Annotated in this window: 14 protein-coding genes; 3 read left to right on the forward strand and 11 right to left on the reverse strand. The window is 32.4% G+C overall.

Features of this window, described 5'->3' with window-relative positions; translation table 11 throughout:
* Window positions 1-97 precede the first annotated feature (97 nt).
* The 4 genes from DPN68_RS10400 to cyoE are packed head-to-tail and all read right to left on the reverse strand — an operon-like array spanning window position 98 to window position 2,971.
* Window positions 98-448 (reverse strand): cytochrome C oxidase subunit IV family protein, encoded by a 351-nt coding sequence (locus DPN68_RS10400; protein ID WP_113989588.1) that lies wholly within the window; start codon window positions 446-448, stop codon window positions 98-100.
* Between the two features lie 19 nt (window positions 449-467).
* Entirely contained in the window at window positions 468-1,433 is a 966-nt protein-coding gene (locus DPN68_RS10405) for a cytochrome c oxidase subunit 3 (RefSeq protein ID WP_113989589.1), read from the reverse strand.
* Window positions 1,434-1,478: 45 nt separating this feature from the next.
* Window positions 1,479-2,066 carry a cytochrome c oxidase subunit 3 gene (locus DPN68_RS10410; protein ID WP_113989590.1) on the reverse strand — a complete coding sequence of 196 codons (588 nt, stop codon included), beginning with the start codon at window positions 2,064-2,066 and terminating at the stop codon, window positions 1,479-1,481.
* A gap of 2 nt (window positions 2,067-2,068) precedes the next feature.
* Window positions 2,069-2,971: a heme o synthase gene (gene cyoE / locus DPN68_RS10415; RefSeq protein WP_113989591.1), complete on the reverse strand. Its 903-nt coding sequence runs from the start codon at window positions 2,969-2,971 to the stop codon at window positions 2,069-2,071.
* Between the two features lie 377 nt (window positions 2,972-3,348).
* Here cyoE and DPN68_RS10420 point away from each other — a divergent pair, with 377 nt between their 5' ends.
* The 3 genes from DPN68_RS10420 to DPN68_RS10430 all read left to right on the forward strand — a co-directional run bounded on the left by DPN68_RS10420 (window position 3,349) and on the right by DPN68_RS10430 (window position 5,637).
* Entirely contained in the window at window positions 3,349-3,852 is a 504-nt protein-coding gene (locus DPN68_RS10420) for a hypothetical protein (RefSeq protein WP_113989592.1), read from the forward strand.
* A gap of 281 nt (window positions 3,853-4,133) precedes the next feature.
* A complete protein-coding gene (locus tag DPN68_RS10425; protein ID WP_113989593.1) occupies window positions 4,134-4,676 on the forward strand; it encodes an STM3941 family protein in 543 nt (180 codons plus the stop codon).
* Between the two features lie 214 nt (window positions 4,677-4,890).
* Entirely contained in the window at window positions 4,891-5,637 is a 747-nt protein-coding gene (locus tag DPN68_RS10430) for a hypothetical protein (RefSeq protein ID WP_113989594.1), read from the forward strand.
* 184 nt (window positions 5,638-5,821) lie between these two features.
* On the opposite strand, the gene DPN68_RS10435 is transcribed toward DPN68_RS10430, so the two are convergent.
* The 7 genes from DPN68_RS10435 to sov form a co-directional block, all read right to left on the reverse strand.
* Window positions 5,822-7,939 (reverse strand): gliding motility protein RemB, encoded by a 2,118-nt coding sequence (locus tag DPN68_RS10435; RefSeq protein ID WP_113989595.1) that lies wholly within the window; start codon window positions 7,937-7,939, stop codon window positions 5,822-5,824.
* A 4-nt stretch (window positions 7,940-7,943) separates the two neighbouring features.
* Window positions 7,944-8,687 carry a deoxyribose-phosphate aldolase gene (gene deoC, locus DPN68_RS10440; RefSeq protein WP_113989596.1) on the reverse strand — a complete coding sequence of 248 codons (744 nt, stop codon included), beginning with the start codon at window positions 8,685-8,687 and terminating at the stop codon, window positions 7,944-7,946.
* Between the two features lie 80 nt (window positions 8,688-8,767).
* Window positions 8,768-9,523 carry an energy transducer TonB gene (locus tag DPN68_RS10445; protein WP_113989597.1) on the reverse strand — a complete coding sequence of 252 codons (756 nt, stop codon included), beginning with the start codon at window positions 9,521-9,523 and terminating at the stop codon, window positions 8,768-8,770.
* A gap of 89 nt (window positions 9,524-9,612) precedes the next feature.
* Complete coding sequence (locus tag DPN68_RS10450) at window positions 9,613-10,347, reverse strand: energy transducer TonB (RefSeq protein ID WP_113989598.1); 735 nt, start codon at window positions 10,345-10,347, stop codon at window positions 9,613-9,615.
* A gap of 61 nt (window positions 10,348-10,408) precedes the next feature.
* Window positions 10,409-10,756: a VanZ family protein gene (locus tag DPN68_RS10455; RefSeq protein WP_113989599.1), complete on the reverse strand. Its 348-nt coding sequence runs from the start codon at window positions 10,754-10,756 to the stop codon at window positions 10,409-10,411.
* Window positions 10,746-11,126, reverse strand: coding sequence for a glycine cleavage system protein GcvH (gcvH, locus tag DPN68_RS10460; RefSeq protein WP_113989643.1), 381 nt, complete (start codon window positions 11,124-11,126; stop codon window positions 10,746-10,748). The genes DPN68_RS10455 and gcvH overlap by 11 nt, the downstream gene beginning before the upstream one ends.
* Window positions 11,127-11,199: 73 nt before the next feature.
* The gene (sov, locus tag DPN68_RS10465) at window positions 11,200-18,426 is read right to left on the reverse strand and encodes a T9SS outer membrane translocon Sov/SprA (RefSeq protein ID WP_239987089.1); all 7,227 of its coding nucleotides are present in this window, start codon (window positions 18,424-18,426) and stop codon (window positions 11,200-11,202) included.
* Between the last annotated feature and the right edge of the window lies 1 nt (window position 18,427).

Genomic DNA, 18,427 nt, shown 5'->3' on the forward strand with positions numbered 1-18,427 from the left:
TAGTTAAGACAGCAACTTATGATTGACATAAATTTCAGCCACACAAAGATAAAAAAAATCCCGATGTGCATCGGGATTAAATTTATATAATAAGATGTTAAAATATCCATTTCATATGTCCAGTATTGAAAACTTCGTAAACATAATTACCTTCAATTAAGACGATAAAACATAGATACAAAATTAAAAACACTAAAGGACCAACAATAGACCATCTAAAACTTGATTTTTCACCTTCTAAGTGCATGAAAGCCCACATAATATAATAGGCCTTAACAATAGTAAGGATAATGAAAATCCAGTTTAACGGACTTGTTCCTAAGAAAGAAGTTAAATGCAATGATTCTGGTTTAAAGATACCAAAAGCAACTTCAACAATGGTAATGACAGACAAAAGTCCGAAAACATACCATATTCTTTTTGTATTTGATTCGTGTGCGTGTGCCATAATACTTTTATCTTAAAAATTATACTAGGTAGAAGAATGTAAATACAAATACCCAAACTAAATCTACAAAGTGCCAATATAATCCAACTTTTTCAACCATTTCGTAGCTTTTTCTTTTCTCGTAAGTTCCTAACAATACATTAAAGAAAACAATTACATTTAAAAGAACACCTGAGAACACGTGGAAACCGTGGAAACCTGTAATGAAGAAAAAGAAGTTAGCAAACAATTTGCTTCCATATTCGTTTCTGTACATGTTTGCACCTTCCACAACGTAAACAACATCTTCTAAGCGCTTCAAAGATTCTTCTCTTGTAAGAACAACTTTTTGTTTATCTTTAATGAACTCAGTACGAACCAAGACATCAGGATTTGCTTTAAAACCTTCTACTACTTCAGCAACTGAATACGAGGGTAAAGCAGATTCGCCCATAAACCAAACTCCTTTATCTGGTGTATGCTGTACTCTTTCTTCATGTAATACTTTAGCGAAATCAGCCAAAGCAACACGTTCTCCTGAAGCGTTTACGAATTGCAAAATAGAACCTCCTCTTGTTTCTACCGCTCCATACTCACCTTTGATGAAGTTTTTCCATTCCCAAGCCTGAGAGCCCAAGAAAATAAAACCACCAATAATCGTTAAGAACATGTAAAATGCAACTTTAGCCTTTTTCATATGATGACCAGCATCAACAGCTAAAACCATAGTTACCGAAGAAAAGATAAGAATAAAAGTCATCAATGCCACATAATACATAGGCGCATCAACACCGTGCATAAATGGAAAGTGATTAAAAACCTCATCGGCAATTGGCCATGTTTCAATGAATTTAAATCTTGAAAAACCGTATGCTGCAAGGAATCCAGAGAATGTTAAGGCATCTGATAGGATAAAAAACCACATCATCATTTTACCATAGGTTGCTCCTAATGGTCCTGGCCCTCCGTCTAAAGCGTCTTCATGTGAAATAACTGTCGCTCCCATATAAATTAAAATTGTTAAAAAGTTCCCAAATTTATTACTTTTTTTCTATTTGTAAAAATAGAAAAACAAAAACAAATATAACCAAATAAAATCCATAAAGTGCCAATACATCGCACTTAGTTCAATACCAAGGGTTTGAGTAGGATTGTATTTTTGTTTATAATGATTATAAATTACAACAAAAAGCGATAAAAACCCACCTAAAAGGTGAAGTAGATGCACAATCACCACAATATACAAAAATGAAGTGGTAATGTTGCTCTCGCTTCCTGTAAAGAAATAGCCGTTTTCAATTACTTGCTCAAAACCTTTAAATTGGAAAACTACAAAAGCTACACCCAGCGATAAAGTAGACCACAAAAGCAAAGTTACTTGCTTACTATTGTTGTTTTTCATTGCTTTAAAAGCTAAATGAAAAGTAACACTACTTAAAAGCATAACGGCAGTACTAATTATAAAGGCATTTGGCAAGACAAAATCAGACAACCAATCAGGTCTTGATTTACTCACCACGTAAGCGCTTGTTAATCCAGCAAAAATCATCAAAATACTAATCATTGCAAAAATAAGCAACAATTTATAGGTTTTTCCTTTTCTGCTTTGATGTTCTTCCAAAGTCATTTTTGGTTCCATAACTATCTTATAAATTTATCTAAAACAAATATAATTTGCACTAATGATATATAGGAAACACTAACAATCATTAATTTTCTTGCAGCAACAGCATCCATTTCTTTATAGAGTTTCACTGCATAAAACAACATCCAAAAACCAAGCAACAACACAATCGCTCCACTAACTTTGGTCAAAAACAACTTCCCAGTGAATCCAAAAACAGGAACAATGGAAGCTAAAATCATCCAAACGGTATATAAAATTACTTGTAATGCGGTTTTCTTATCACGCTGACCTGTTGGCAACATGAAAAATCCTGCTTTTTTGTAATCGTCATACAAAAACCAACCAATAGCCCAAAAATGTGGAAACTGCCAGAAAAACTGAATAATAAACAACGTTCCTGCTTCAATTCCAAAATGACCTGTTGCTGCCACCCAGCCCAACATATAAGGAATAGCACCCGGAAAAGCCCCAACAAACACCGAAAGTGGCGTTAGGGTTTTCAAAGGCGTGTAAACACTCACATATAAAAAGATGGAAATAGCACCAAACATAGCCGTTTTAGGATTTACAGCAAAAAGGATTGCCAAACCAACAGCAGTTAAAACGAAACCTAGAAGTAAAGCATTTTGCTTAGAAATCAATCCTGACGGCAATGGACGATTTTTGGTTCTGTCCATCAAAGCATCTAAGTCTTTTTCAATTACTTGGTTGAATACATTAGAAGCTCCCACCATGCAATAACCACCAATGGCTAAAAAAAGTAACATTAGAAAACTATTCGCATTCCAAGTGTCAACGCCTAACAAATACCCTGCAAGCGTTGAAAAAACAACACTAATAGCCAATCTCGCTTTGGTTATAGCAAGAAAACTAGTAATCAATGAAGGCTTTTCAATTATTTGACTTGAGGAATCCAAACTGTTTGTTTCGTTTAATTGAGCGCAAAGATACGATTAGAAAACTAGATTTTTGAATTTAGAATTTAGAAAAATTTAAAATGTTTTGTTAAAAGATGTTTTTTAGGGCATTCCTGTTTGCTTCGTGCCTCGCAATGACAGGGTCGGGCTATCCGCACTCGCTTTTTATAAAAAACTTTTGGTAGTTTTTTATAAAAGAGCTCAAACAATGCTGCTATCCCTAATGCAAAAGTGGTTTTCAGTTGAAATTAAAAATAACCATTTTAAAAAAATTTCTTATAATTGTATATTGCTAACAAGACCAAAATGAATTTTACATTTATTTTAGGGTTAAGAAGAAATATAGGTAACTTATTTTAGGACGAGAAAAAGTAATTATGAAGAAGATGTTTATTTATTCAATGTTGATATTTTTTATATCATGTAAAAGTCAAGTTACCAGTGAACAAACTTTTGATTCTATAAAGATTAAGCTTATTGATTTTTTACAAAGCAAAAGTGAGATTGATAGTATTAGGGCAAACAAGCTTAGAAATGGAGAACATACTTTTAATTTAAGAGGTATTTTTAACAACAAGCATAAAGGAGAACTAATTAATGGTTTATATGCATTTTCCGCATTTAGTTCTAGTTCTAGGGGCTTTTTTATAATAGTGGAAAACAATTCTTTTATCATATTAGATTTATCCACAAGAGAAGGTCTAGATAAATCAATTAAAGAAGTATTAGATTTTGCAGAAAGAAGTAAATATTGTGTTACAATCTCAAGTGAGATTGTATCTAGATTAGTAACTGTTTATTATAATAAAAATAAAAATATTTTAGCGGGCATTGACCTTAATTGTGAAAGAGGAATTTCAAATACAGATGATTTACCTTAAAATAAAAACAATAAAGACGAACTTAACAATTCGTTAGTTCGCACCACAGCAACCTCCAAACCATTTTGAAATAAACGGTTCAATTCAAGAAACTGTTTTAAAAAAGTAAAACCCAGAAGTTGAAAAACTTTTGATAGTTTTTTATAAAAGAGCTCAAACAAAGCTCCTATCCCTAATGCGAAAGTGTTTTCAGTTGAAATTAAAAATAAATTCTTATAATTGTAGAACTTTAAAAAAGTTAGCTTTAAGATAAAAGACGGAATAAAATTTAAATTTGCGTAATGAAGAAAAATATCGAAATTAAACTTGATAAAAAAAAGATATTAAAATCTTTGTTTTATATAAACATTTTTTTCTTGACATGTTTTTTATTTGTACTTACCCCACAAACATTTACTTCTGTAATTTGTAGAAATAAACATATAATTTTTACAATAGGAATATTGGGCATTATTTTAGCATTAATCTATTTATATCCATTATTTTCAAAACTGTTTAAAAACAAAGCTGGATTAATTATAAATGAAAATGGAATATTTAACAATACTGAATATTTAAATCTTGGTTTTATTAAATGGTCTGATGTAATTAGTGTCAAAACTAAAACATGTGGGAAGGGAAAATATTTATTATTAGAATTAGAAAATGAGGATGAATACATGAAAAGATTAGACAATTGTATTTTTAAGTTTTACGCAAAGTTTAACAAAGTTCAATATGGAACTATTGTACATATAACTCATTCTACATTAGATTGTTCTTTTGAAGATTTAGAGCGATTGATTTTGAGTAGCTATAACCAAAACAAACAAATTATAAATTAATAGAAAACATATTAACTAACAATCGTAACGTCTAAGAAGAATAATAATAAAATAAATGGTTCCATTCAAGAAACAGTTTTAAAAAAGTAAAACCCAGAAGTTAAAACACTTTTGGTGGTTTTTTATAAAAGAGCTCAAACAAAGCTCCTATCTCTAATACGAAAGTGGTTTTCAGGTGAAATTAAAAATAATTATTTAAGAAAAATTTTAAGAAATGAAAACAGTAATTAAAATTTTAGTTCCTTTTTCTATTTTGTTTATTAATTGTAAATCGACAGAAAAATTCAATGGTAATGAAATAAGTATTCATGATATATATTATGCAATTGGTGACGAAAGAAAAGAAATACATTTTAAAGAAAATACATTTACTTTTTTAGATAAATTTTCTGGAAAAGATTTTTCATATTATAATTGTTGTGATACATTGAGTAAAGGTTCATTCAAAATAATCAATAATTCTATCATAGAACTTACATCAATAAACGATTTTAATTCTGGATTCTTAGATTTTAACATTAAAGAAAAAACAACTAATAACTTAGATACTTTATACATAAAAATAACTAATCCAATTGAAAAAAAGTATAATAGTAAGACCAAAAGGGAGCTAAAATACATGTTGCAATTAGGAACTAATGACAAGGAATTAAATAGATATTTTACTTATACTGAAATTAATAATAATTTATTAAAAATCCCTATTTCAAATTCATTCGAAATTTATGATATCGAGCTAACAATTTATGTTGAGCCATTTATAAGTGTAAAAGAAAAAAACATTAATGTAATAAATACTTTTAATCAAAAGATAAAAAACAAGAAATCTAACAAGATTGAAATTGATGTTCCTGAACTTACTTATAATTATATAAATTTTAGACGGCTAAAAATGGATTATATTAGAGTTGTATCTGAAAATAAATTAATATTTGATGGAATAGAATATTTAAAAAAATAGACAATATAGGAATGTGACTTATTACAAATCATCCACCACCATGTTAAAAATAAACGCTTTCATTTAAGAAACTGTTATAAAAAAGTAAAACCCAGAAGTTGAAAAACTTTTGGGTTTTTTGTGTTATTCACTTTGCTTTTTTTTGAAAGAGCTGAAGTACTTAATTTTATTTCAAAACTTCCAATTAATAATCAAAATACCAGTTAAATAAATCACTTCTTAATCCAATAGAAATCCAAGTGGTCGTTGATTGAACTGTAGAGGCGGTTTGCGCTGTTGGATCAAAATTTCGGTACATGAAATTCCCAAACAAACGCATATTGGTTACTGGATTTACCAAATAACCCAATTGCAAATCCGCAATCATCACATTGGTTTTGTTTCCTTGTGCAATTCCAACTCCAGTATCAAAAGGACGATTTTCATCGTAGTCTAAATAGATGTTGCCACCGTAATTGAAGTTATCTGTTCCGTCATTAAAATCAAAACCTCTTTGTCCGTAAATTAATCTTGCTTCTCCGTAATATCTTCCTTTTTGGTAACGGGCAATTCCTACTAATTCTCTGAAATTAGCGCCCCATTGGTGTCCCATACTAATATTATTATGCGCATAATTCGTCAACGGATTGCTGTGCGAATACACATAAGGTCGCACTTGGTTGTATTCCACTTGTAAGGTTAAATTTTTAATTTGGAAGGCATCATAATACTTCGCTCCTATTTGGTAACCAAATTTATTTCGCCAACTTTGATTTTGTTCTCTAACATCACCAATCGCGAATTCATCTAACAAAAATTGGCTATAAAAATTGATTTGGTTGTTCCATTTGTATTTGGCAGTAGCTCCCAAAACGGCATTTCCCGCTCTTGAAGAAGACGAAAATTCCACCGCACGATAAAAAATAATTGGATTCACAAAATTCACATCAAAACCTCTGTCATTGGTATTAGACCAAACTACGCTTTCAAACAAACCAATGTTCAATCGCTTGGTCAAATTATAACTCAAATAATGACTTGCCATGTATTTTGAAGCATAAGCTCCGTCAACGGTGACTTCTGGTCGCACGTCTTTCAACCACATATAGGTATTGGTATACTTGATTTTCCAAAAAGACGTATTAATTTTAAAAAACGGATATGGACTCGTAGCATCACTCTGCAACAACGAACGATAACCATCACCAATGAAATTTCTGCCGTAGCCCAATTGTAAGTCTATGAATTCATTCGGTTTGTATTTCAAGTTTGCTTCCGCCATTGGAAAATCATAAGCATCATCTTTAAATCGTTTGGCAATACCAATTCCGGGAATAATCGCAGGATTTCCGCCTGAAGGCGCTAAAGTTTCTGAATAGGCATTGTAATAATCCGCGAATCTTCCTTGACTTTCGTAAATTGATGTGGTGAATGTTAGTTTTTCTCCCAAAGCACCTTGTATTTGAACTCCTCGAGTATTGACAAATGTGTTTGATATTTCACTATCTAAATCTTTTCCACCACGAAAATCAAAAATAGGATTCATAGTAAACCAATATTTTTCGCCTTGAATCGCAATCAGGTTTTCATTGAAGATTTTTCGTCCCCACCAACCGTCTTTTTGTTTCATTAATTGTTGGTTCACCGCTTCAAAATCGTAATATTTGGCTACTTCTGCATACGAATACGGTTTGGTAGCCGTGTGATTGTTACTCCCAACTTGATTTAATAAGGCATCAAAATTGGCATAATTCAAATGCGTAAAAGCAACATTCAAATTGCTCTTGTATTGCAGATTTTCGAAAGGTTTGTAGTTTTTAGCTACATCTTCAAATTCAGTTAATTCTTTTTTATTATCAATTAGAACGGAATTGGTTTTATCTTGTACAATTACATTTGATTTTGTTCCAAAAAGCGTTGGCTCTTCCAATGGAATACCGATTTTGATAGTGTATTTGGCAAATGTTGGTCTTCCAGAATAGGTTGCTGGTTTTACTTTTGGTAAGGCATCGAAAACTCTTTGCGTTTCTTCTTTTAACGAGGATGAAACCGCATCAATATATAATGTTTTGAATTTCCCAATAGTATCTACTTCAAAAACAGCATAAATATTTCCTTTGTAATTACTACTTACAATTTCTTGCGGCACTTTAAAATTTTGGAAGAAAAAAGTTTGAATGGTATTGTAAAAACAAGCCTCTTGATTTTCTCTTACTTCGTTTTCACATTCCGGAAATTGCGGCATTTGTTCCGTTGATTGTACTTGAGCAGTAGCCCAATTAATTCCTAAAACTAACGAAAGAACAACTATATAATTTCTCATGATTTTAATATTCCGATTGTGATTGTTGACCGTTTGCAATAGCTTTTGCAGCGGAAGTTCCGATTCTTTTTACACCTAATTTAATCATAGCAACCGCTTCATCATACGAACGAACACCACCAGCTGCTTTAACTGGCAATGGACAAGCATTTTCAAGCATCAATGTAATTGTTTCTATTGTAGCGCCATTGGGCAAACCGTTTTTTGTTGGGTAAAATCCTGTGGAAGATTTCACGAAAACTTTTTCGTACTGCGCTTCTTTGAAGTTAGCAATGACACAATTTTTAACCAAAGCCGTTAATTGGATAATTTGTTGGGGTGATAATGCAGCCACTTCAATAATCCATTTTACGATTTTGTGATGTTCTAAACCTAATTTAGTACAAGCAATTACTTGATTTTTTACCAATTCTACTTCACCGCGTTTAAAGGCTTCATAGTCTAATACAAAATCTAAATCGTCTGCTCCATTTTGGATGGCCAATTTTGCTTCAGCTAGTTTAAAATCCAAATCATTATCTCCTTTTGGGAAATCAATTACAGTTCCAATGGTAACTTTAGAATTGGCATCTGAAATCATTTTTTTGGCCAAAGTCACACATTCTGGACGAATCATGATAAGTTTGAAATCTTCATCAATAGCTTCTTGAATGGCATTTTGCACCACTAGATGATTTTCACTTTCTGAAATTCCCGCTTGAGCAGCTGTTTTTAAATACGTTGAATCTAGAAATTGTTTGACATTCATTGGAAATGAATTAAGTAATTAAGATGTAAAAATAAAAAAATCCCTTCGAAAAGGGATTTTTTTTCTATTTAAATGTCAATTTAATTCACTTTGAAAGAAATTGGGATCACATATTTAATTTTTACGGCAACATCACCTTGCTTCGCAGGTTCTAATTTTGGCAATTTACTTACCGCTTTTTCTGCTGCTACTTGCATAGCTGGTGTTGCTCTGTTGTTATCCAACGCTTTTACATTGGTAATGTTTCCTTTTTCGTCAATCACAAATTCAACCACTGCTGTTCCTTGTCTTTTGTTTTCCAAATCTTTATTTGGATACACTAAGTTTTTAGAAATTGCTTTGGCCAATTGCTCATCGAAACAAGCTTTTTGTTCGCTTCTTTTTAACCCTTTACAAGCTTTAAACATGGGCAATTGCTCCACTGAAAATATCGTTGGTTTATCTACAGTAGATGTTGTGTTGTTGTTATTATTAGTAACATCTGTTTTAACTTCAACATCCGATTTTGTATCTGATGGATTTTCTGAAGCTAAATCTTCTTTTTTAATAACTTCATCATCTTTTTTAATATCAACATCAACAAACTCCTTTGGTAATTTAACTACAGGTTTTATAGCTTTAGTTTCAATAGGATTTGACTTAATTACTTCTGGATTATACACGAATGCAGCTTCCTCTGTCCATGTTGGCTCTGCTTTAAAAACTGTATCTTTTGAAAAAGATAAAAACTTAAACTCTAAAAAAGACAACACTAAAACTAGTACTGCAATTAAACCCACTTGAAAATAGATTACACTATTTTTGGTTTTTCTTTGGAAATTTTCATTCGTTCTCATAATTACAAATATTAAGTTAACAACTCTTTAACAAAACATTTACAATTTACGTGCCAAAAAAAATCCCGACCATTTGGTCGGGATTGAAATTATCTTATAGTAAAGTTAATTGGTAAACCGTATTTAACTTTAACAGGCTTTCCTCTTTGTTTACCTGGTGTGAACTTCGGTAATTTAGAGATAATTCTTTGTGCTTCTTTTTCCAACAATTCACCTTCTTGAGGTCCTCTTGTTTGAATATCAATAACATTACCTTGTTTATCAATCACAAACTGAACAGAAACTCTACCTTGAATATTGTTATCTGCAGCTCTTGAAGGATAGCTAAAATGTTTTTTAATGTGTTTTGCCATTTGTTCGTTAAAACATTCTAAACGTTTCGCTTTAGGAACTGTCTCACAACCTGGAAACAATGGAATATCTTCAATAACAGCAAAAGGCAGCTCCCCATCAAAATCATCTGCATCACCATCTCCACCAACATCTGACGCTTTCACAATCACAACAGGTTTATTTTCTTCTACTTCCGTAGTTTCAATTTTTTTATCTTCTAATTTGATTTCATCTTTCACCACTTCAATTACCTCTGGTGCAGGCGGTGGTGGTGGTGGAAGTCTCTGTATTGGAGGTAATGTGATAATTGCTTCATCATCATCAACTACAATATTATCAGTAACAAATTCATCTTCTTTATCTTCTCTTGGGTCTTCAGATTTTAACTCAATCCCAATATAAGAAATCAACAAAATAGCAACTAAACCAACCTGAAAGAATAGCGTGCTATTTCTTTTTGGGTCAACATTAGGGTTTTTCTTAAGTTCCATAACTTTAATTTTGAGGTGCTAATATAAAGAATATTAGCAATAATTATCAATTTTTTTACTATTATTTTTTTACTCTAAGAAACACCATTCCTGAAATAGCTCCAATTGAATTAGCAACAACATCAAAGACATCAGCGGTTCTTGTCAAAGTAAAAACATCTTGAAACACTTCAATAATTATGCCATATACAACTGCAACAAACAATATGCTTAATTGTTGGTTTTTAGTTCTTGCATTTAATCCTTTTGCCCAAAGAACAACAAAGAAAAAATAAAAGAAAAAATGTACCGTTTTGTCTTTGCCTGGTATCGAAATAGAAACACTTGGGACTTTTTCAAAAGAAACCAAGCTTAACCAAGTAATTACAGCTGTCCAAAAAATGGCAAGAATTAAAAATTTACGCTCCAATTAATGCTGCATAATCTTCACTAGATAATAATGAATCTACTTCTAATGTGTTTTCCACTTTAATTTTAATCATCCAACCTTTTCCGTATGGATCTGAATTTACTGCTTCTGGTTCAGATTCTAAATCTTCGTTGAATTCAATAATTTCCCCACTTAATGGTAAAAACAAATCAGAAACTGTTTTAACAGCTTCAACTGTTCCAAAAACTTCATCTTTAGCTAAAGTTTGATCTAAAGTTTCAACTTCTACGTAAACAATATCACCTAATTCTTTTTGAGCGAAATCTGTAATACCAACTGTAGCAATATCACCATCAATAGCAACCCACTCGTGGTCTTTTGTGTACTTTAAATTAGCAGGAATATTCATATCGTTAAATTTATTTTGATGCACAAATGTAGTTTTAATAATTGAAATGTAAAAAAGGTTTTTTGTTATTTTTTTAATTTCCAAAATTATATCGTAAAGTGAAACCGCCTCGAATATTAGTTATAGGAAATGCAGTAGAAATAACTGCTTGTGAAAATTGATGGTCATAAAACAAAATTGCCGTTAAATTTCTACTGAACGAATAATCTGCTGTAAATCGAATAGACCATAAATCTTGACCTCCAGCCAATTCATTATTGTTGTAATCCAAATAGCGAACGATTGTATTGTTTTTTCTTAAGGTGAAATCGGCTTTTATGTTAATATCACTTTTGATTACTCCTGTTGGGTTATCTGCTAATGACGAATTAATCGTTACGTCTTTAATTCTGTAACCTAATCCCAAAGTGTAATCATTTCCGCTTACCTCTGTTAACAAATTATTATCAAAACTCATATTTAATGTTCTGTCTTTTTTGATTTCTGCTCTAATATTGACAGAATTCTTCATTTCAAAATCAACACGAACTAACGGATTGAACTGTTCTGATAAATTCACATTAGAAATAATTGTCTTAGCAAAGAAATTTCCGTTATTATCAAGAGCTGCGTCATTTAAATTAGAACGGAAAGCATTAATATTATAACTTGCTCTGTATCCATGTTGTAAAGAAAAACGCTTGAATTTATCTTTAAACCAAGTATAGCGCATTAAACCCGTATATTTAATATTCCAATTGGGTAAAGGTACATTTTTAAAAACACCCGTTGAAACACTACTTGCGTCAGAACCTGAATAGGCTGCCAAGAAAGCTGGCAATAAAACTTGCTGACTATTTTTTCCAAAACCTACTGGATAACCTTCTGCATCAACAGGAAAAGAAGACGTTCCATAATAATTTTGAGCTAAACGATTGGCAACAATTATTCTATTATCTCTAAAAGCTTCAAAAGGCTCCGAAAAGTTTTGGTCACTTTGTGAAAAAGCCGTTTTGATTAAAATAGTTGAAATATTATAATTACCAAATTCATACGGTGATCTTGAATTATATTGACCTCCAGTAACATCATATTGTTCTGAGAAGTTCTCCGACAGCATTCTCTCCCCTGTTACATCAATTTTTAAATCAGGAAACAACTCTACTTGAGCTGTAAAGTTCAACTGTGTATTTTTAATTTGTGTAAAGTTCTGATTGAATTCAGGGTAGTTTGTTAACCAGCCTTGGCGAGCGGCTTCGTATCTTACATCAGACTGACTTCCTAATACAAATCCCATTGTAGGACGTGAAGAACCAAAAAATCCTAAACCAGGAAGATACCCTGGTAAAACTGTTCCGTTAGTCTCTGTATAATTGACTTGAATATTTTTAACACTTGTTAGTATGCCTTTTAATCTTTCTACTACTATATTACCATCTGAACCCGCATTGTTTTTTGCAGCTGCTTGAATTTTTTGACCTGGTTGTGGAGGAGCGTTTTTAGGAGCTGGTGTTTTTGGCTTTTTCTTGCCCGTTAATCCAATATAACGGTAAAACAAATCCATGTTAAATGTTGTATTCAATTTATGTGAATTAGCATTTTGGATGGTATTCCCTAAATTCCAACGTTGTCCGTTTTCGTCTTCAAAATTGGCAAACAAATCCGAAGAACGTTGCCAATTGTAATCTCCAGTATAAGTATAATTCGATTTTACGAAACTAAATATTGGTAATTTATTAATTGGTATTTCGTAATTCACTACAATTTGTTGGTTGTGCTGATTCGATTCCCCAATATCCCAATAGCCATTCCAAATATCTAAACCATCTATTGGCACATTATTTTCGTCCAAATAATTTCTAACAATGTTATTGGTATTGGCATTATAATTAACTTTTAAAGATTTTGTAACATCGAAATTAAATCCATAATTATAATTAAAGAAATAGTTTCTTCTAAATAAAGGATCCAAACCAATTCCTTGTACATCAACCAATCTAAACTGTTGGCGATTGAACTGTCTTAGAATATTAGAACTGAAAGAAACGTTTGTTGGTAAATAATTAAAATTAAAATCAGATAGCATTTTATAATACCCATTCTTTTTGAATTTTTCATTCTTTTTGAAAGGTTCAATTGATTTTGGTTTGAATGCATAAGCATAATCCACACTCGTTCTATTTTGTAAATCCTCTAAATTTTCAATTTCATAACTATGATGTTGCATTCTATTTAGAGAATAAGAAAGTGTAATATTCTCAATATCGTAAAAATGTTGTTTTTGTTCTGGTGCTCTATCTTTTTTTACACCAATAAAATTAATACTAGTACGTTTGGTATAATCAATAGCTCTGTTTTCGATATTAGCTCTATCATTAGCATCTGTAGTTACATCTAATAGCTGACTTAACTCAATATCTTGGTAAAAAGGATCAAATTTAGGCGTAATAGTTTCTTCTCCTACTGCATAATTGAACGGTAAACGAATGCCCCATTTTTTTGGTAGCATTTGACCCAAATTCACGTTAGTAACTATATCATATTGAAAAACATCCTCTCTGCTTCTATCATTTGGTCCTTGCTCAATTCCTCCAAAACCTATTGTACTTATTCTTGTAGTTGCTGAAACTGTTGCAAAATCAGCAATATTGGTATCTAAATTTGCTACCGCTGCATATCCGCCTTTGTTATCCATATCAGACAGGCGTAATTCGTTGAACCAAACTTCACCACGAACAATTTGACCCGAACGGTTTTTCACCCCAACCATAATTGTTCTTACTAAACCAAAGTTAGGATTCCCTTTAATTCCCAATGTTAATCGGTTATCTGAAGAACCAATAGCCTCTTCTTCTACAAAACCAATTCCATTTGGATCATAATCAATAGAGGAATCGTTATTTAATGCTAAAATCTTTAATTTAGTTAACAAATCTAAAGGCAATTCAATTTCATTTTCTTCCGGCCAAATGTCTTCTGGTCGAGTGGCGTTTTGAGGGGTTACCTTTAACGGAATTTCAACTTGATAGAAGTTTTCAGTAAAATCATTACCAAAACGGATAAAAGCAGCCAGCTCATCATCTTGAAGCGGTTGCGATTCTGGATTTGGCAATGCTTCTGCATGTAAAAACATACGTAATTTTTTAAATTGACGCATGTCTACGCTTACATTTTTAAACACCGCTCTACTATCCCCAACTTCTAGACCATTTACATAACCTCCATTTTTGTCGTAAACCCTTAAAGACAACGACTGCTCATTTTGGTTGATAATAGTATTATTATTATATAATTGCTCTCTTTCAACTCCAGGTGGCGTTACATAAGGAATTGGAACACGTGTTGCATTTTCTAAAATATTTACCGCAACCACATCAAAACCTGTTTCATCATCGTCTACATTAGGGTCGTTAAAGTCTAGTGAATTAGTAAATCTTCGCCATTCACCTCTAACTAATTCTAAAGCTCCAAAGCGCAAAGTCACTTCATCTTTAAAACCCGTCATATACATTCTAATGAATCGTATAGAGCGCAAATCTTCTATAGAACCAATCTTCTCTGCATTTGCAATATCTTGAATAGGAATTTTATACAATATCCATCTCACTTTACCGGATTGTCCATTGGGTAGTGCAACATTATTATCTATTCTCGTATCAACAATATAGTTTTGTCCAACAGGAACTCCTGATTCAGTAGAAGGATAGGCTTGAATAGGCACATCAAACTTAAAATAAGCATTGATGGTATTCATCGTATTATCTCTATTGATATCTTCTACATCAGGGAAGGTTGTATTTCCTCTATTGGCATCAGTTACATTTACAGGTGAATTTCCTTGAGTACCATTGTAATTTTTATAACGATTAATTACATCTCCAGTTGCACTTAAATAAAATTGGTAATTATCTTCAGCTGGATCTGGATAAGCTGCAAAATCAGGATACTTTGCTGCTTCTTCCGCATCTAACATTCCGTCAAAACCGGCGTCTTGTACATTTCTATTGGCTTCATTGGTATCAAACGCATAAATTAATGATTGCGATGTGGGTTGATTTCCCCATGCCGTTGTAGTTGTTGGTTGATTTGAACCTGCAGCTGGCAAACCATTTTCGAACTGTTTTCTTCCGTCTTTTAATATATCTTCCGAGATTTCACCTAAGTTGAAAACTAACTTACCAACATTCGTTGGGTCAACAAAATCAGCAGGATTACCACTATCGTAATAGGGATCCATCATCCAAAATTGGATATATTCCACATTAGATTGCTCAAAATTAGTTGTGTTAATGGCACGCATAATTCCTCCCCAATTATCAGGAGCATCAATTTCTGAGAATTGATTGGTAGCCGCAGCAATTGGATTAAAATTATAAGGCCCTCTATCTTTTGGGAAATACGTTAAATCTAAAGTATTAATAACCGTTGATTGTCCTTGAGCAATATCTAAATTAGGAAATAATTCTCTACTGAAAATTCTTCTGGTTCTGTTTAACGATAAGTCATTATCAGAAATACCTCCAGGTGTTTGTGTATAAAAAACAGGGTCAATAGAATACCAAGACAATTTTGCTCTTTTATATCCAATAGAAACATCGTTTGAAGGTGGATCAGAAGCATTTGGAACACCATCATAATTATCTTCCAAAGGCACACTTGCAAGCGACCAAGCTAAAGGCGAGCGCAAATCGATAGTAGTTTGCGAACCTTCAAAATCATCTACATAAGTTGTTGCTTCACCGTTGAATTGATCTGCTTTTGATGCTCCAGGCATTAAGTACGCAATTTCCCCTCTAAAGGAAAGATTGGAGGGAACATCTGTATCAATATTAGGAAGTTTGTTTACTAATCTTGTTAAAAAAGGAACTTCAGTTGAGAAATTGGTATTTATTCCAAAAATGGTATTATTTACTGATTCTTGACCGTAATTCGTTTTATTGGTAAATGGTCGCTCCGAAAGACGTAACATCGTTGCTCCAACTAAGAAATTTTTATTGAATTGGTGTTCCACATTTACACCCCAAAAACGTCGGGTTTGTTGACCGAATACGGCATTGTTTTCTACTGAAATTTCAATTGGAGTATTGGAAGCTTGTAAAGAAGGATCTAATATTTGAACTTTACCTAACTGATAATTCACTGTGTAATCTTGTCCTTCTATTAGCAATCTTCCACCAGCAGTAACTACTACTGAACCCTGAGGTACATTGAATGCTCCAATAGAAATTCCATCTCCTCCTGATGATTTGTATCTACCTCTTAATTGAAATTTATTTTTCTCACTGTCTTGCAATGCCGCAGCTTGTGTAGATGCATACAAATTCCTGAAAACGTATTTTGCTTGGTTTGAATTATAAGTTAATGGATCATTATAATTTTCAACACCTGTGTCTTCTAACTTTTTAAATAAATGCTCTCCAAATGGCTCTTTGGTAGTAAAAATAATTCTACCATATTGGGTATCAATTGTAATTCCTGGAATAAAATCAAAAAAACCATCTCCACCTTCTTGTGGGTCATTGGTATAGTTCAATTTATCAACGTTAAATACTCTTAATAATGGTGTATCGGCAACATCCGTTGGAAGTGGTGTTGTACCTGCTTGTGTAATATAGTTTAACGGAGAAGGATCTGTATAAAGGATATTGAATCTAAAATCTTCTTGTTGTAATTGAAATGCAGAAGGGATTTGATAGATATTTTTCATCATCAAATTCCAAATAGGCATGGTTAAGTTTTGATTGGGTGCTTTTTGTTTCACTAATGTTAAGTTGCTTTTTAACATTTTTAGAATCAAGGCTTGTGAGCTTGGTACTGCAACTCCTGAAGTATTATCTACATTCGTTGCGTCCACACCATCTGTTCCAAATTCTCCAACTTGATAGACTTGGTCACCAATAGTATATTGAAATGCAACAGCTAAAACTTCATCATTTGACAATCTCTGATTTAACGAAACATAACCCAATTGCGGATGAAAGGTATATTCGGATGCAGAGAGTTTTCTTGCATTCTCTAATTTGGAATAATCAATTCCTTCTTCAACACCAGTAATGTTAAAACCGTTATTTGCCGTTGGAACTTCTCTAATATTATTGTTTAAAAAACTCGTCCCAGAACCAATTTGGTTAGGATTGAACTTATTGTTGGAATTGTTTGTTGGTGTATCAGGAGCAGCGTTAAAAAACGTTGGATGATTAGTTAAATTGATAGCTACGACTTCTTGAGGCAGCAAGTTAGAAAGTGGCGCTTCTCCTAAATCTTGTAGCGCAATGATATTTCGTAAATTGTTTTCGTTAGAATTAATTCTATTTTGTTTGTTCGTAATCCAAACTTCAATTCGAGTTATTTGTGCTCGGCTGTTTATAAATGGATAATTAGCAAGTGCTCTATCATATTGATTTCTAAAATATTGTGATAAGAAAAAGTGACGATCGGAATCGTACTCTAAAGCGAATAATTCGAAATCTTGTAAAGTCCCACCGCCTTGTGAAGTAACCGATCTTGTTTGAGATTTTTGTTCAGAGAAAACCCCAGTTACAGTGGTTTTACCAAACTTAAGTTGGGCTTTCACACCAAATAAACTTTGTGCACCTCGAATTAAGGAATTGGACAAAGGAAAATTAACGTTACCAACTTCTAATTTCTGTAAGATATCATCTTCGTCTGCTCCGTATTCTAATTTTATTAAGTTCTGAAAAGCGAATGTGGATTGGGTATCATAATTTACATTCACATTCAAACGAGTTCCCACTTTACCTTGTAAACCAACGCTAATTCTTTGGTCGAAATCAAAAGTTGTGGTTTGTCTATTTCGTGGTGAAAATGCTGGATTATCTTGTTTTGTGAAACGCACACCTAAATCTAATTCTACAGAACCAGTGGGTTTGATGTCAATGGTATTACTACCAAAAATCGTCTCAAATAGTTTAGAATTTACATAATATCTTGGTAATAAATCGCGCTTAGCATCTTCTTTTTTACCATCAACTGCAGCTGATTTTTCCTTATAATACTTTCGCATTTCCTCTCGAAGTACTAACTCTTGATACTGTGCAGGTGTAAGAACTAAAGGGTAATTAATATTAAAACCATCAACCGTACTCGTATAAATATATCTATCGGTTGCTGGATTATAAGTGTAGGCATTTATAATACTATTAGGATTTGGCGGATTCAACCTTCCTAAATCTGAACCTGTTTTAACGCTATCTTGTTCTTGCTCTACTTGAGAAAATAACAAAATAGGTGCAAACAAAATCAGCCATAAAAATGGCAATTTTATAGAAACATGAAACTTTTTATGTAAAACCTCTTTCAAC

The sequence above is a fragment of the Flavobacterium tibetense genome (assembly GCF_003293845.1).
Classification (GTDB): domain Bacteria; phylum Bacteroidota; class Bacteroidia; order Flavobacteriales; family Flavobacteriaceae; genus Flavobacterium; species Flavobacterium tibetense.

What these genes read in the sequence shown, in the direction of transcription:
- DPN68_RS10400 (WP_113989588.1), bottom strand. Translation starts at nt 448, where the DNA reads ATGGCACACGCACACGAATCAAATACAAAAAGAATATGGTATGTTTTC.
- DPN68_RS10405 (WP_113989589.1), bottom strand. Translation starts at nt 1,433, where the DNA reads ATGGGAGCGACAGTTATTTCACATGAAGACGCTTTAGACGGAGGGCCA.
- DPN68_RS10410 (WP_113989590.1), bottom strand. Translation starts at nt 2,066, where the DNA reads ATGGAACCAAAAATGACTTTGGAAGAACATCAAAGCAGAAAAGGAAAA.
- DPN68_RS10420 (WP_113989592.1), top strand. Translation starts at nt 3,349, where the DNA reads ATGAAGAAGATGTTTATTTATTCAATGTTGATATTTTTTATATCATGT.
- DPN68_RS10425 (WP_113989593.1), top strand. Translation starts at nt 4,134, where the DNA reads ATGAAGAAAAATATCGAAATTAAACTTGATAAAAAAAAGATATTAAAA.
- DPN68_RS10430 (WP_113989594.1), top strand. Translation starts at nt 4,891, where the DNA reads ATGAAAACAGTAATTAAAATTTTAGTTCCTTTTTCTATTTTGTTTATT.
- DPN68_RS10435 (WP_113989595.1), bottom strand. Translation starts at nt 7,939, where the DNA reads ATGAGAAATTATATAGTTGTTCTTTCGTTAGTTTTAGGAATTAATTGG.
- deoC (WP_113989596.1), bottom strand. Translation starts at nt 8,687, where the DNA reads ATGAATGTCAAACAATTTCTAGATTCAACGTATTTAAAAACAGCTGCT.
- DPN68_RS10445 (WP_113989597.1), bottom strand. Translation starts at nt 9,523, where the DNA reads ATGAGAACGAATGAAAATTTCCAAAGAAAAACCAAAAATAGTGTAATC.
- DPN68_RS10450 (WP_113989598.1), bottom strand. Translation starts at nt 10,347, where the DNA reads ATGGAACTTAAGAAAAACCCTAATGTTGACCCAAAAAGAAATAGCACG.
- gcvH (WP_113989643.1), bottom strand. Translation starts at nt 11,126, where the DNA reads ATGAATATTCCTGCTAATTTAAAGTACACAAAAGACCACGAGTGGGTT.